Here is a 13685-nt window from a genome sequence, read left to right on the forward strand (position 1 = left end):
GCGCCAAACACCACAACGCGACGCAACCGGCAACCACGACGATGCCCCGCACCATCCATCATGATCACCATCCTGGACGACCTAGACCAGCTCACGCCACTTCACAACGATCAATCCAGAGCCTAAACGCGGCACCCCCCCGCTACCTGAAACCTGACTTGGCCCAAATCAGTGCGCTCTGTCTACCCTGTTGATGCTCTGGAGGGCTTCGGCCAGGTCGCCGACGACTACAGCGGCATCGCCCCGGTTCGGGCTGCCGCCACCAGCGTCGAGAACACTGTCAGAACCGCCCGCGACAGCATCTGTTCCTGAACATCCACCCGGGAAGCGTCCCGTCAGCGCAGCACGGAACGCGCCATGACAAGCCTCTGGATTTGGTTCGTCCCCTCATAGATCTGCGTGACCTTCACATCGCGCATGATCCGCTCGACGGGGTAGTCCCTGACGTAGCCCGCTCCGCCGAACACCTGAACCGCGTCTGTGGCAACTTCCATCGCGATGTCGGATGCGAAGCACTTGGCCGCCGCACCGGCGAAGCTCAAGTCGGGCGATAGTCGCTCCGACTTCGCGGCGGCTTCGTACACCAACGCCCGGGCGGCCGCGATCTTCATGGCCATGTCCGCGATCATGAACTGGATTCCCTGGAACTCGGCGATCGCCTTGCCGAACTGGTGGCGCTCCTTGGCGTAGGCGGCCGCCGCGTCCAGCGCTCCCTGAGCCAGGCCGAGCGCCTGCGCGCCAATAGTGATGCGCGTGATGTCGAGCGTCCGCATGGCTGTGGAGAAGCCGGTCCCGGGTTCACCAATGATTCTGTCCGAGGGGATTCGAACGTTCTCCAGGATTACCTCCCGCGTGGGAGACCCGTGCATACCCATCTTCCGTTCCGGCGCCCCCAGGGACAGGCCTGGATCGTCCGCGTGCACGACGAAAGCCGAGATCCCCCGGGCGCGAGCATCGGGGTCCGAGGTGGCCAGGATCGTGTAATACTCCGAGATCCCCGCGTTGGAAATCCACGACTTCTGTCCATTCAGGACCCAACTGTCGCCGTCCAGAACCGCTCTGGTCTTCATGCTTGCCGCGTCACTACCGGCCTCGCGTTCGCTCAGCGCGTAGGAGAACATCGCCTTGCCCTCCGCGACGGGCCTGAGGTACCTCTCCTTCAGATCCTCCGACCCGCTGATAAGAAGCGGCGTCGTACCGAGCTTGTTGACTGCCGGGATCAGCGAAGTCGATCCGCATACCCGTGCCAGTTCCTCGATGACGACACATGATGCCAACGCGTCGCCACCTTCGCCGCCATACTGCTCGGGAATGTGCACGGCTTGGAATCCGGCCGAGCACAGCAATGAGTAGATGTCCTGCGGAAACTCACCCGACTCATCGATCTCGGCGGCGCGGGGCGCTATCCGGTCAACAGCCAGCGCCCTGACCGCTTCCCGAAGCGCCTCGTGTTCTTCGCTGAGACTGAACAAGTCGTATTCCGGATTGGGCTCAAGTGGCATTGGGACTCCCATCGGCTCGGGCGCTTCCAGCGCCGTAGGCAACGATACTGACTCCGGACCGGACATAGCAGCTTGCGGCACTGGGCCTGGCACGCTGCGGCACCTCTGACGCTCCCCCGCCGCCTGAAGTAGCCTGGCCCGATGGGCAATGTAAGTGTCATCGGCACTGGCTACCTGGGCGCTACGCATGCGGCTGCGATGGCCGAGGCGGGCCACACGGTCATCGGGATCGACGTCGACGCGGCAAGGGTCGATGCGTTGAACCGTGGCGAGCCGCCGTTCTTCGAGCCAGGCCTTGCCGACCTCGTCAAGAAGCACGTGGCCACCGGCGCTCTGTCCTTCTCGCAGGACGTAACCGCGACGGCGGAATGCGACGCACACTTCCTGTGCGTAGGGACTCCACAGCAGGCCGGATCTGATGCCGCGGACCTGACGCACGTGCACGCGGCGGTGGCGGCTCTGGCCCCCGTCCTCACCAAGCCGACTCTGGTCATAGGGAAGAGCACCGTACCCGTGGGCACAGCGCAGGAGTTGGCGTCCACGCTGGCGCGGACAGCCCCGGCGGGCGACGCGGTCCACCTGGCCTGGAACCCCGAGTTCCTCCGGGAAGGCCACGCCATCGAGGACACGCTCAGCCCCGACCGCATCGTCGTGGGCGTGATGCACGCTTCTGACGAACGGAAGCTGCGAGATCTCTACGCAGCCCCAATCGCGGCCGGAACACCTTTCCTTTCCACCGACTTCGCAACAGCGGAACTCGTCAAGGTCGCGGCCAACGCATTCCTGGCAACGAAAGTGTCCTTCATCAACGCCATGGCCGAGGTGTGCGAAGTGACAGGCGCCGACGTTACTCACCTGGCCGAAGCTATCGGCCACGACGACCGCATCGGCCCGAAGTTCCTGCGAGCTGGGATCGGCTTCGGCGGCGGCTGCCTGCCCAAGGACATCCGGGCCTTCGGAGCTCGCGCCGGAGAACTCGGAGTTGGGCCATCCTTGGCGTTTCTCCGCGAGATCGATGAGATAAACACCCGCCGCCGACACCACACCGTTGAGATCGCTCGCGAGATGCTCAGCCGCTCGATCCTGGGAGCGCGAATAGCGGTGCTAGGGGTCGCCTTCAAGCCGGACAGCGACGACATCCGTGATTCGCCGGCGCTCAATATCGCCGCTGCGCTACACCTTCAGGGCGCACAAGTGCGCGTCTATGACCCCCGGGCCAACGCCAATGCCAGCCGCGCGTTCCCAACGCTGAACTACGCACCAGATGCCGAATCGGCTCTGGAGGGTGCCCACCTAGTGCTGCTGCTGACCGAATGGGCCGAGTTCCTCGATCTTGACCCGGTGCTGGTAGCCAAGATGGTGGAAAGCCCGGTGATCCTGGACGGCCGCAACGCGTTGGACGCGAAGCTCTGGCGGACCGCTGGCTGGGAGTACCGCGGACTGGGCCGACGCTGAGGTAGTGCGCCCGCACTAGGCGCAGCACCTGGGCAGGGATGACAGCTAGCTGTCGCCGGCGATCTGCTCGCGCAATGCCGCGCCCTTCGCCCGGGCGCCAGCGGCGAGCTGCTCACGATGCCGATCGAGCTGTTCGCGCAGCTTGTCATCGCCGACAGCGAGCATTCGCACAGCCAGTAGCCCGGCATTCGCCGAACTGCCAACACCAACCGTCGCGACGGGAACACCGCTTGGCATCTGCACGATGGACAGCAGCGAATCCATACCGTCCAAGTAGCGCAGCGCTATCGGCACGCCGATGACCGGCAACGATGTCACTGCCGCCAGAACGCCGGGAAGGTGCGCGGCCCCGCCAGCTCCCGCGATCAAGACCTTCAGACCGCGGGCGGCAGCGCCAGCGGAGTAGTCGATAGCCTGCTGCGCCATACGGTGGGCGGACACAACGTCGACTTCATGCGCGATGCCGAAGTCTGTCAGTACTTGGGCCGCGTCCGACATCACCGGCCAGTCTGAGTCGCTGCCCATCAGAACCCCAACGATGGGCTGATCGTCACTCATGAGTTCACTCCCTCGATGCCACAAGGTCTGCGCGAACCAGGCGGTACACAGGGAAGCCTACAGACCCCTCCCCGCGGAACGGTCCGATCTCCTGGCACTGGGCCAACCGAGTGGCGCACCCAGCATCTCCCCCACAGGGGGTGCCCCCAGACCCCAACGGGTCATACTGTGAAACGTAGTAACAGCGTCGGCAGTGACCCAGGCCACATCGCCGTCCAGGTTACTGCTGTGTCGACCGGGTAGTTTCAGGACGTGACAACCATGACTCTGGCCGCGGACCGGACAGGTTCACGAATCCGAGAGCTGTTGCGCCCGTTCGCCGACATGATCCGCGAAGTCGGCAGATTCGGTGTCGTGGGCCTTATCTGCCTGTTCGTTGACGTTGGTCTGTTCAATCTGCTCATGTTCGTCGGCGGGGGTGGACCGCTGGCTGACAAGCCGCTCACTGCCAAGGCCGTCTCGGTAATAGTGGCCACCACCTTGTCGTACACGCTGAACCGGAACTGGACGTTCTCACAGCGCGGGCGGACCGGTGTACTTCGCGAGTACGTCCTGTTCGTCGCGCTCAACGGCGTGGCGATGCTCATCGCCCTGTCGGTTCTCTGGTTCTCGCACTACGCACTCGGACTGACCTCCGTGCTGGCGGACAACATAAGTGCCAACGTCGTAGGCCTGGCCCTGGGGACCATTTTCCGGTTCTGGTCCTATCGCAGGTGGGTGTTCCCCGCTATCGACCCATTGGCGGCTTCAGCGCCTTTCGAGTCAGAGTCAGTACTCGAGACCGGTTCTGGGTCTGCCGCCACACCTGAGAGGGCGTAGGGGCGCACGATACCCAGACCTCGGACCGGTCGCGGAGTCAGTGCGCGTGTCGTTAGCTCGACGTCATACGCGCTCGAGTCATGCAAGGCCTCGTCGGTCGCGCCATCGATGACAGTCGTGCCTGGACGCGCGAGAGTCGTCATCCGGGAGGCGCGATTCACCGTGGGTCCGAAGACGTCTCCCATCCGCGTCAGCACCGGCCCCGTGGCCAGACCGATCCGCAGCTGCGGGAGGTGCTCGGCCCCCGCGTGCACGCGGTGTAGCGCCAAGGCGATCCTCGCGGCCGAGGTGGAGCCGCCAGCGACGAACATGACCTCGTCTCCGAGTGTCTTGACCAGCCGCGCGCCTTCGGCATGTACGACGTCGGAACTCTCCGCCTCGAAAGTTTGCACTACCTGCGCCAGAGTCGCGCCGTCAATCTGCCTAGACAACCGCGTGAACGAAACAAGGTCCGCGAAACCGACCGTCGACAGGGCCTCTTCGTGCGGACGCGGCAGTAGATCAGTCAGCGATCGCTCCAGCGTCGCGGCGAGCTGTCTGCGCCACACGTATGTCAGAAGCTCCTCCAAGTCTGGCAGCAGCCCCAAGACAGCCGACTCGAACTTGACCTGATCCGACTCGGCCAGTCGCTCAGGCCAGTCCGGGCCCACAAGACGCGTGCCGAGGGCGTCGACCTGCCAGTCAGCGAGCCTGGACGTGGTGCGTCCAAGTGATCGTGCCAGGTCGGCCACGCCGTCCAGATCGATCATGTTGCGTTCCACCAGTGAAGCCACGCGCAGCAGCGCGGTCAGGTCAGCGTCAGTGAACGCCCGCTCCTCGCCAACATCAGGGAAGCCCAGAGCGCGCCAAAGCTGACGCACTTCCTCGAGAGTGAGCCTCGCCGCCGCGGCCATCTCCTCAGGCGTGTATCTCTTCGCACCGCCAAGGACAGCGGTTTCCAGATCGGAGCTGGGCGAGTCGCCGTCCCCGATCACGCTTCGTCCGCCAAACTGCGGCGACGCCGCTCGTCATCCTCCTCGTGGAGCCGATTCACCTCGCGCTGAATGTGCTCGACGCTGGGAACGTCCTCGATGATCAACGCCTCGTCGCTGGCTGAGTCGATGGTCAAAGTCCCGTAGTTGAGGAGCCTGCCGAACACGCTGACGTCGAATGACACGTTATTGACCTTGCTCAGCGGCATGTCCCGGCCATGCCTAGCAATGAGTCCGGAGCGCACGATGATCCGGCGACTAGTGAACACGTACTGCGTCGTGACCCAGTACAGAAACGGCCGGATCACAAAGACAACCAAGACGAACAGCGCCACCAGCGCTACTGCCCACGACCCCATAGACCGGATGAGGTCACTGTTCGCGAACCAGGACGAGAACTTCGCTCCGAGGAACACAGCACTGAAGATGACGGCGAACAACAGCAGACCCGGCACGACGAGCGCCCTCCAGTGGGGACGCATCTCGAATTCAACTTCCTCCCCGTCGGAAAGGAGCTTCTCCGGGTATGCCATGCGCGTAACGTTACTAAAGCTTCCCACCGACTGGCCCGGTTGAGACCGCCCGAGCGAGTCTCATAGCGACGTCCGGACGTATTCGACGTCGCCCGCGTCAATGACGTGCTCACCATCCGCCGCGCCCACAACAAGCCGACCACCGCTGTCGATCGCCAGCGCCTGCCCGGCCAACTCGGCTCCGCCAGGAAGACGCACGACGATTGACCGACCCAGCGTGTCGCACATGGTCCGGTATTCCGCGATGATCCTTCCCCGGTCCCATTCCTCCACCCGACGGGCCAGCTGCGAAAGGCACGCCACAAGAACCTGTTCGCGGGAAGGAGGCGGAGTGTGCAGCGACAGCGACGTCGCGGTAGGCACGGGCAACTCCTCCGCCGTGAGACTGATGTTTAGTCCGCAGCCGGCCACGACTTGGTCCCCGATCCGCTCGGCCAGCAGCCCGGCAACCTTGCCGTTGGCGATTTGCACGTCGTTGGGCCACTTCAGAACTACGTCTATCCCCGTCAGTTGGCGAAGGCCCTCGACTACGCCTATGCCCATGACTAGAGGCACTAGCGCGATCGCATCTTCTGGCGGGGAGAGCGCGACGGAGAACGACAATGTGCCTCTCGGTGACGACCAGGATCGCCCTAGCCTGCCGCGCCCGGCTGTCTGCTGCGCGGCCGCGATCACGGTGCCTGCGGGCGCGGAACCGGCCCGTACCCGCTCGGCCAGGTCCGCGTTCGTCGACCCCGTCACCCCCACAACGATCACGTCCCGCCAGGGCACGTGCCACTCACCAAGGAGTTGAGCGATCAGGTCAGCGTCGAGGGGATCGACGTCCGGAACGGCGGAAGGCGAGTTCGTGGTCACGTGGATACTGTAGAGAGATCCACTGGAGGTGTCATGAGCGAAACGGCTCAGGAAGAGAACCCAGAGTCGGCGGGCCCGGACCTGACCACGACGGTCGGCAAGGCGCGGGACCTGGAGAGTCGTCGCGAAGAGGCGCAGACCAGGCGCAAGGCCGCGGTCGACAAGCAGCATGCCAAGGGCAAGAAGACCGCCATGGAACGGGTCCTCGCGCTGCTGGACGCCGATTCGTTCCAGCAGACCGACGGACTGGCCCGGCACCGTTCGCACGCCTTCGGATTGGAGAAGAACCGGCCCTACGGGGACGGCGTCGTTACAGGCTACGGAACGATCGACGGCCGCCCAGTCTGCGTGTTCTCTCAGGACTTCACCGTGTTCGGCGGCTCCCTTGGTGAGGTCTTCGGGGAGAAGATCGTCAAGATCATGGACCTCGCGCTGAAGACCGGATGCCCGGTAATCGGGATCAACGACTCCGGTGGCGCCAGGATCCAGGAAGGTGTGGTCTCCCTCGGCCTGTACGGCGAGATCTTCAAGCGCAACGTCCGCGCGAGCGGCGTCGTGCCCCAGATCTCGCTGATCATGGGACCCTGCGCGGGAGGCGCCGTGTACTCCCCCGCCATCACCGATTTCACGATCATGGTCGACAAGACATCGCACATGTTCATAACCGGACCCGACGTGATCAAGACCGTCACGGGCGAGGACGTCGAGTTCGAAGAGCTTGGCGGGGCGCGTACGCATAACTCCCGATCCGGGGTCGCTCACTACTTGGCAGCGGACGAAGACGACGCACTGGATTACGTGCGGACTCTGCTTGCCCACTTGCCCAGCAACAACTTGGAAGACCCGCCGACGTTCGAGGCCGCGGGAGACTTGGGAGTCACCGAACAGGACCGGGAACTGGACACACTGCTTCCGGATTCGGTGAACCAGCCGTACGACATGCACACGATCATCGAACACGTGCTGGATGACGGGGACTTCCTGGAGGTCCAGGAGTTGTTCGCCCCGAACATGATCGTCGGTTTCGGTCGTGTCGATGGCCGACCTGTCGGAGTCGTGGCGAACCAGCCGATGCAATTCGCCGGAACGCTGGACATAGACGCGTCTGAGAAGGCCGCTCGGTTCGTCAGAACCTGCGACGCCTTCAACGTGCCAGTGCTCACGTTCGTGGATGTCCCCGGGTTCTTGCCGGGGACCGATCAGGAGTGGAACGGCATCATCCGGCGCGGCGCCAAACTGATCTACGCGTACTGTGAGGCGTCCGTTCCGCTGGTCACCATCATCACACGGAAGGCCTATGGGGGGGCCTATGACGTCATGGGTTCCAAGCACCAGGGCGGCGACATAAACCTGGCCTGGCCAACCGCTGAGATCGCCGTCATGGGGGCGAAGGGAGCGGTCAATATCCTTCACCGCAAGGATCTGGCGGCGGCGACCGATCCTGACACGAAGCGGGAAGAGCTGATCGACGACTACTCGCGCACTCTGTGCAATCCGTATCAGGCAGCCGAACGCGGATACATCGACCGCGTGATCTTCCCCCACGAGACGCGCGCCCAAGTGACTCTGGCGTTGCGCGCGCTGCGAAACAAGCGGCGCGAATCACTGCCCAAGAAGCACGGGAACATCCCGCTATGAGTGACGATCCGGCGCCAGATGTGCCTGTGCTCAGGGTCATTTCGGGGCATCCGTCTGCCAGCGAAGTGGCAGCCCTGGTGGCTGTGGCGTCGGCGTTGTCAATCTCCGGATCTCCGCGTGAACCGGAACGCTCCCAGTGGGCTCTGTCCGCACGCCAGGGGCGGCGGTCACCGCGTACCGGACCCTCGGCTTGGAGGATGTCGCTGCGGTCCGGCTGACCGGGCGCCTAGAAGCAGCCCAAGGCACTGTAACTCTCCGCGATCATCACCTACGGCCAGTGTGGCCAACGTCGCACTGTGCAATACCTGGAATTGGGGAGGATGATAGGGAGAAGAGGCTGGAGGCCCCATGAGGCGACCGCGAGAGGCAGCGCTTGCGCTGGCTACTTCCGCGCTCACCGCCGCCGCGGTGCTCGTCTCCCCTGGCCTGGCGGCCGCGGACAATCAGGACACGCGCGGCGAGGTGACCCAGCCGGAAATCAATGCGGCATCGCCGCTGAAAGAGGTTCCTGGTGCGGGTCCGAAGAAGACCGAGCGCCAAGTTGTCGTCGTCGAAGATGCTGACGGCGAGCCCAAGGTCACGACTCTTCGCGCAGACAGCGCGGCGCAGGCGCAAGCGATCGCGGCCGAGATGGATGCGCGGCCGGGCGTTTCCGCGTCGGTGAACCGGGTGTTCCGACTGCCGGAGACGTGGTCCCGTTCGAAGAGCGCCTCACCGACGTCAAGCTCGGGATCGCCGGGCGCGCGCAGGATCGCACTGCCTGGTTTGCGCGCCAAGGGGACCAAGCCATACGCGGCGAGGCAATGGAACCTGGCAGCGGTGCGCGCCAGAGTAGCCTGGCGCAAGACCCGTGGTAAGGGGCCCAGAGTCGCGGTCATCGACACCGGCGTCGACGCGAGTCACCCGGACCTGCGAGGCAGGCTGCTCCCGCAGATCAACATCGTCAGGGGCCGGAAGGTCAAAGGTCACTGGGCGGGCGACTTCATGGGACACGGAACCCACGTGGCCGGGATCATCGGCGCGGATCTTAACGGCATAGGGATCACTGGCGTGGCTCACAAAGCCAAGATCCTGCCAGTGCGCGTCTTCACGAAGAAGGGCTACGCCACCAGCGCGTCTGTCGCCAAGGGCATCATCCTGTCGGTTAGGAGAGGAGTGGAAGTCATCAACCTCTCACTGGGGTCCGACTACGCCAGTTCCGCCGTACGCAGCGCGGTCGCCTACGCGACTCGCCACGGCGTAACAGTCGTGGCCGCCGCCGGGAACGAGGCCCAGACCGGAAACTCGGCGTCCTACCCCGCAGCCTTCCCGGACGTCCTGGCCGTGTCGGCATTCGGCCCATCGGGGCGTTGGAGCTACTGGTCCAACCACGGGGACTACATCGACTTCACGGCGCCAGGCGAGCGGATCTACAGCACAGTCCCAGGCGGCAGGTACGCCGCAATGGAAGGCACGTCCATGGCAGCGCCCCACGTCTCGGCCGCCGCCACGCTGGTCCGCTCGGCGAACCGAGGCTTGAGTCGCCGCGACGTCGAGGAGATCCTGACTGCCACAGCGAAGGATGACACGTCCAAGGACGGATGGGACGAGTTCTTCGGCCATGGCCTGGTGCGCGCTGGCAAAGCCGTGGCGGCGGCCCGAGCTAGCCGCTGAGTTTCCCGCCCAATCGACCGATCACTGCGGGCGCCACTAGCCATTGCCACGCCGTACGTCATCCCGTACGGTTGAGGTATGGCAAGCACGATCAACGCGACCGAAGCCAGGGCAAAGCTGTACGTCCTGCTGTCGCAAGTCAACTCCGAGCACTCCCCAGTGACGATCACGGGCAGGAACGGCAACGCGGTCCTGGTGTCTGAAGACGACTGGAACGCCGTCATGGAAACGGTCGCGCTGCATGCCATCCCCGGGCTTGTGGAAGACATCCAGACAGGTCGGCAAGAGCCGCTGGACACGACTCCCCTGAAGTGGTGACCTACAAGCTGGCGTTCACGGCTCGAGCTCGAAGAGACGCGAAGAAGCTCGCCCGCAGCGGCCTGCGCGACAAAGCCGCGAGACTGCTCGATGTCGTGCGGGAGAACCCGTATCAGAACCCACCGCAGTACGAGAAGCTCGTCGGGAACCTCCAAGGCTGCTACTCAAGACGGATCAACATTCAACATCGCATCGTCTACGACGTTCTCGAAGACAAGAACATCGTTCGTGTGCTCGCGATGTGGACCCACTACGAGTAGACGCGGTGCCGTCTGTCGCCCTAGCCTCCGCGCGCTGCCACAGGCTCGCAGTCGGCCAGGGCTTTCGCGTAGAAGGCGACCGGCTCGTCGATGTGGGGCCACAGGTAGTCAGTCCCATGGTCACCGGGCCACACGCGGGTCTTGATCGAAGTGCCTTTCGAGCGGAGCGCCGCGATGAACGCCTCATCACCGGCGATGAAGTAGTCCCGATCACCACGGTCAAGCCAGAGCTTCGTTGACCCGAATGGCTTGGGCTTGCTGATGGCGGTGCCTACGAGGTCATTGCGGGCGAAGTCCTCGGCGTCGTCGAAAGCCCCTGGGGCGGTCTCGCCCCCGGTACGCCAGATAGCGGGCTCATGGCCGCCAGCCGCGCAGAACCGCCCCGGATGTCGCATGGCGAGATTGAGAGCGCCGAATCCGCCCATCGAATGACCACCGACCACGATCCGCTGCGGGTCGACACCGAACCTCTCGACCGCGTCCGGGATCACCTCGTTCATGACGTAGGAGTCCCATTGCCCATCGTCGCGGTCGTGGTAGTAGGAGTGGTCTCCCCCGTCCACGGAGACAACCACCGGGGCGCGCTTCCCCTGCCGATCGAGCGCCGCGAGCATCGCGTCGTCGGCCCAGCTCATCGACTGTCCGCCTCGCCCGTGGAAGAGCAGCAGGAGCGGTGGGCGGGCTGAACGAGTGGCGGGGAGGATCGCTATCTCCTCGCGGACACCGCCGGTCAACTCGGACTCGATCTCGTACGTGCGAACTTCGGCGTTGCTGGCGCTGAAGTCCTGCCCAATCGCCCTGTGCAGGATCGACAACGGTCCACCGGACCTGAGCACATAGAAGGCCGCAAGCACGACGGTGATCGCTACCCCCGCCAGAACCAGGCGCCTGCGCGTGTAGGGGGCGTTTGCCCGCATGCCACCGCCATCGCCGCCCACCCGGCGAACTCTACGGCTCGGCTGGTAGCGCGATCCAATGCGACATTGAGTTCAGCAGTGATTGGGCGTTGCTGTGGCGTACCCGATCAAGGGCACCCATCTGTCGAAGACCAGCCACGATTTCCCAGGCCGAGGCATGTCCGCGCCGTGACTGTACCGGCGAATCGGTACGCCCGCCAGCCGATGACGGCCAAGACCAGGACCGCGAGCACTGTCAGAACGAGGATCCAACGTTTCTTCCGCATGTACATCCAGCGCTGACCTGGCCTTCAGGCCCTGGGGTCTTCACGGTCAGGAAGCCCAGACTACTGGGCCGTGAAACCGCCATCGAGGATCATCGTCGTTCCAACGACAAACCGGGCTTCCACTGAGCACAAGTACCGCACCGCAGCGCAGAGCTCATCAACCTTGAGCATGCGGCCGGCCGGCAGCGCGCTCATGATGTCCTGCTGGGGAACGCCTGAAGTTGCCAAGAAGCGCTGGAACATCCCATCGGGGACGTCTGCCGCAATAAAGGCCAGTGCGTTGATGCTGATGCCCTCAGCGGCAACCTCGATCGCCGCGGACTTCGATAGCGCATCGACTCCGCCCTTGGATGCGGCGTAGAGGCCATTCTGCGGAGCCGACGTAAGATCCGCTGGTCACGATTTCCGTGTCCGCATTGATGTCGTTGACGACGACGACGTCGCCGCGTTCGGCAAGATCCTGCGCAATCACGCGTCCACATCCGTGGCCGGCACCAGTGACCAGAACGACTCTCGATTCAGCCATTGTTAGTCAGGGGCGCGGTGCCCGCACTGCGGGTCCGGTTCCCCTTCCCCTTTCAATCCGTGCGTGCGGTCTTGATGTGTACGGTAGCGGAACGGGATCTCACGCTTCCGCTATCGCGGGACCTAACGTGAGACTCTCGCCTCATCCGGCCCCACAAGTCGGCTGTGGGTCTGCGGGAGCACATGTCAATGGGCCAAGGGCTGCGGCTGGTGCTGTCGAACAGCACCCAGCCAGGCCCATAGCTCCCCACGGCAAGCGCCGACACGAACTGTGCCCGACCCGGTGGCCTGTGCCCCTGATGAGACATCACGGCCGCATCGGCAGGCGAGCGCTGCCGCGCAGGCTCTAGGCTCGCACTAGGTTCACCGCCGACCCGGAAGGCCGTTGATGCGCAAGATCTTGATCGCCAATCGTGGGGAAATCGCGGTGCGCGTGGCGCGCGCGTGCCGGGATTCGAGCATCGCATCGGTCGCCATCTACGCCGACCCTGACCGCGACGTGCAGATCCTGGCCACCAGTGCGCAACAACAGCCGCGCCAAGACATACTGCCGACATGAACAACAAGCGGACAGGAGTCGCGGCCCTTGCCGCATGCGTCGCCTTGGTATTGGGAGCGTGCTCCAGCCAAACCGACACAGAGCCGGCCCGCGACACCGCACCGACGCCGACCGCGTCCCCAACCCTTCGGGACTGCGCGAATGTCCCGAAGAAGCCCAAGTCCGACCTATCGAACTGCGACCTGCGCGGGGCCAACCTGCGCGGGGCCAACCTGCTGGAGGCGGACCTGATGGGAACGCACCTGCTGGAGGCGGACCTGACCGAGGCGAACCTCACACAGGCGAACCTGCACCAGACGGACCTGAACAAGGCGAACCTGACCCACGCGACCCTGCGACGGACGAACCTTACAACCGTGAGAGTGAACAGCAGGACGAACCTGAGCGGCGCGAACCTAAGTCAGGCGAACCTGTCTGGTCTGGACTTGACGAAGGCGAACCTGTACTGGGCGTACCTGCCCGGGGCGCACCTTTCTAATGCGAACCTGACCCAGGCGAACCTTTCCCATGCGAACCTGACCGATGCGTTCCTGGACGGCGCGAACCTCGCTGGCGCGGACCTGACTGTGGCGGACGCGATGAAGGCGAACCTGAGAAAGGCGGACCTGCGCCGGGCGAACTTGGAACTGGTGGACTTTTCCGGGGCGAATCTGCGGGAGGTGAACGCGACCGGCGCGAACCTGCGCGACGCGGACCTGAGCGACGCGGACCTGACCCGGGCGGACCTGACCGGGGCGGACCTGACCGGGGCGGACCTGACCGGGGCGGACCTGCGTGGCGCGACTTGGTTCGATGGCCGGAAGTGCGGGAAGGAATCATTCGGGGAGTGTAAGTAGGTCCTCGGCTTGCGAGCAGG

16 protein-coding genes and 1 pseudogene are annotated in these 13685 nt (G+C 64.4%); 9 read left to right on the top strand and 8 right to left on the bottom strand.

Features of this window, described 5'->3' with window-relative positions; translation table 11 throughout:
• Nucleotides 1-335 precede the first annotated feature (335 nt).
• Nucleotides 336-1502 (bottom strand): acyl-CoA dehydrogenase family protein, encoded by a 1167-nt coding sequence (locus Q8P38_11225; protein MDP4015174.1) that lies wholly within the window; start codon nt 1500-1502, stop codon nt 336-338.
• 141 nt (nt 1503-1643) lie between these two features.
• Between Q8P38_11225 and Q8P38_11230 the strand changes: the two genes are divergently transcribed.
• A complete protein-coding gene (locus Q8P38_11230; GenBank protein MDP4015175.1) occupies nt 1644-2957 on the top strand; it encodes a UDP-glucose/GDP-mannose dehydrogenase family protein in 1314 nt (437 codons plus the stop codon).
• Nucleotides 2958-3002: 45 nt separating this feature from the next.
• Here the strand turns inward: Q8P38_11230 and purE are convergent, their stop codons facing one another.
• A complete protein-coding gene (gene purE / locus Q8P38_11235) occupies nt 3003-3515 on the bottom strand; it encodes a 5-(carboxyamino)imidazole ribonucleotide mutase (protein ID MDP4015176.1) in 513 nt (170 codons plus the stop codon).
• 261 nt (nt 3516-3776) lie between these two features.
• Between purE and Q8P38_11240 the strand changes: the two genes are divergently transcribed.
• A complete protein-coding gene (locus Q8P38_11240) occupies nt 3777-4334 on the top strand; it encodes a GtrA family protein (GenBank protein ID MDP4015177.1) in 558 nt (185 codons plus the stop codon).
• On the opposite strand, the gene Q8P38_11245 is transcribed toward Q8P38_11240, so the two are convergent.
• From Q8P38_11245 to Q8P38_11255, 3 genes are read right to left on the bottom strand one after another with little or no spacing between them, the layout of a single operon-like run.
• Nucleotides 4220-5308: an adenylate/guanylate cyclase domain-containing protein gene (locus Q8P38_11245; GenBank protein MDP4015178.1), complete on the bottom strand. Its 1089-nt coding sequence runs from the start codon at nt 5306-5308 to the stop codon at nt 4220-4222. The two genes, Q8P38_11240 and Q8P38_11245, sit on opposite strands and share 115 nt — an antisense overlap.
• Entirely contained in the window at nt 5305-5838 is a 534-nt protein-coding gene (locus Q8P38_11250; GenBank protein MDP4015179.1) for a PH domain-containing protein, read from the bottom strand. The genes Q8P38_11245 and Q8P38_11250 overlap by 4 nt, the downstream gene beginning before the upstream one ends.
• Before the next feature lie 60 nt (nt 5839-5898).
• A complete protein-coding gene (locus Q8P38_11255) occupies nt 5899-6693 on the bottom strand; it encodes a biotin--[acetyl-CoA-carboxylase] ligase (GenBank protein MDP4015180.1) in 795 nt (264 codons plus the stop codon).
• A gap of 33 nt (nt 6694-6726) precedes the next feature.
• Here Q8P38_11255 and Q8P38_11260 point away from each other — a divergent pair, with 33 nt between their 5' ends.
• The 5 genes from Q8P38_11260 to Q8P38_11280 all read left to right on the top strand — a co-directional run bounded on the left by Q8P38_11260 (nt 6727) and on the right by Q8P38_11280 (nt 10562).
• Complete coding sequence (locus tag Q8P38_11260; GenBank protein MDP4015181.1) at nt 6727-8331, top strand: acyl-CoA carboxylase subunit beta; 1605 nt, start codon at nt 6727-6729, stop codon at nt 8329-8331.
• Nucleotides 8328-8549, top strand: coding sequence for an acyl-CoA carboxylase epsilon subunit (locus Q8P38_11265; protein MDP4015182.1), 222 nt, complete (start codon nt 8328-8330; stop codon nt 8547-8549). Before Q8P38_11260 ends, Q8P38_11265 begins: the two co-directional genes overlap by 4 nt.
• A gap of 130 nt (nt 8550-8679) precedes the next feature.
• Nucleotides 8680-9984, top strand: a complete 1305-nt coding sequence (locus Q8P38_11270; GenBank protein ID MDP4015183.1) for a S8 family serine peptidase — start codon at nt 8680-8682, stop codon at nt 9982-9984.
• A 78-nt stretch (nt 9985-10062) separates the two neighbouring features.
• The gene (locus Q8P38_11275) at nt 10063-10302 is read left to right on the top strand and encodes a type II toxin-antitoxin system Phd/YefM family antitoxin (GenBank protein ID MDP4015184.1); all 240 of its coding nucleotides are present in this window, start codon (nt 10063-10065) and stop codon (nt 10300-10302) included.
• The gene (locus Q8P38_11280) at nt 10299-10562 is read left to right on the top strand and encodes a Txe/YoeB family addiction module toxin (protein MDP4015185.1); all 264 of its coding nucleotides are present in this window, start codon (nt 10299-10301) and stop codon (nt 10560-10562) included. Before Q8P38_11275 ends, Q8P38_11280 begins: the two co-directional genes overlap by 4 nt.
• Before the next feature lie 20 nt (nt 10563-10582).
• On the opposite strand, the gene Q8P38_11285 is transcribed toward Q8P38_11280, so the two are convergent.
• The 3 genes and pseudogenes from Q8P38_11285 to Q8P38_11295 all read right to left on the bottom strand — a co-directional run bounded on the left by Q8P38_11285 (nt 10583) and on the right by Q8P38_11295 (nt 12114).
• On the bottom strand, nt 10583-11500 hold the full coding sequence (locus tag Q8P38_11285; GenBank protein MDP4015186.1) for an alpha/beta fold hydrolase: 918 nt from the start codon (nt 11498-11500) through the stop codon (nt 10583-10585).
• Between the two features lie 86 nt (nt 11501-11586).
• Complete coding sequence (locus Q8P38_11290) at nt 11587-11745, bottom strand: hypothetical protein (GenBank protein MDP4015187.1); 159 nt, start codon at nt 11743-11745, stop codon at nt 11587-11589.
• Between the two features lie 60 nt (nt 11746-11805).
• Nucleotides 11806-12114, bottom strand: a pseudogene (locus tag Q8P38_11295) (SDR family oxidoreductase).
• A gap of 544 nt (nt 12115-12658) precedes the next feature.
• Here Q8P38_11295 and Q8P38_11300 point away from each other — a divergent pair.
• Both Q8P38_11300 and Q8P38_11305 read left to right on the top strand, forming a co-directional pair.
• Complete coding sequence (locus tag Q8P38_11300) at nt 12659-12829, top strand: biotin carboxylase N-terminal domain-containing protein (GenBank protein MDP4015188.1); 171 nt, start codon at nt 12659-12661, stop codon at nt 12827-12829.
• Nucleotides 12826-13665: a pentapeptide repeat-containing protein gene (locus tag Q8P38_11305; protein ID MDP4015189.1), complete on the top strand. Its 840-nt coding sequence runs from the start codon at nt 12826-12828 to the stop codon at nt 13663-13665. The genes Q8P38_11300 and Q8P38_11305 overlap by 4 nt, the downstream gene beginning before the upstream one ends.
• Nucleotides 13666-13685: the final 20 nt, after the last annotated feature.

The sequence above is a fragment of the Candidatus Nanopelagicales bacterium genome (genome assembly GCA_030700225.1).
Taxonomy (GTDB): domain Bacteria; phylum Actinomycetota; class Actinomycetes; order S36-B12.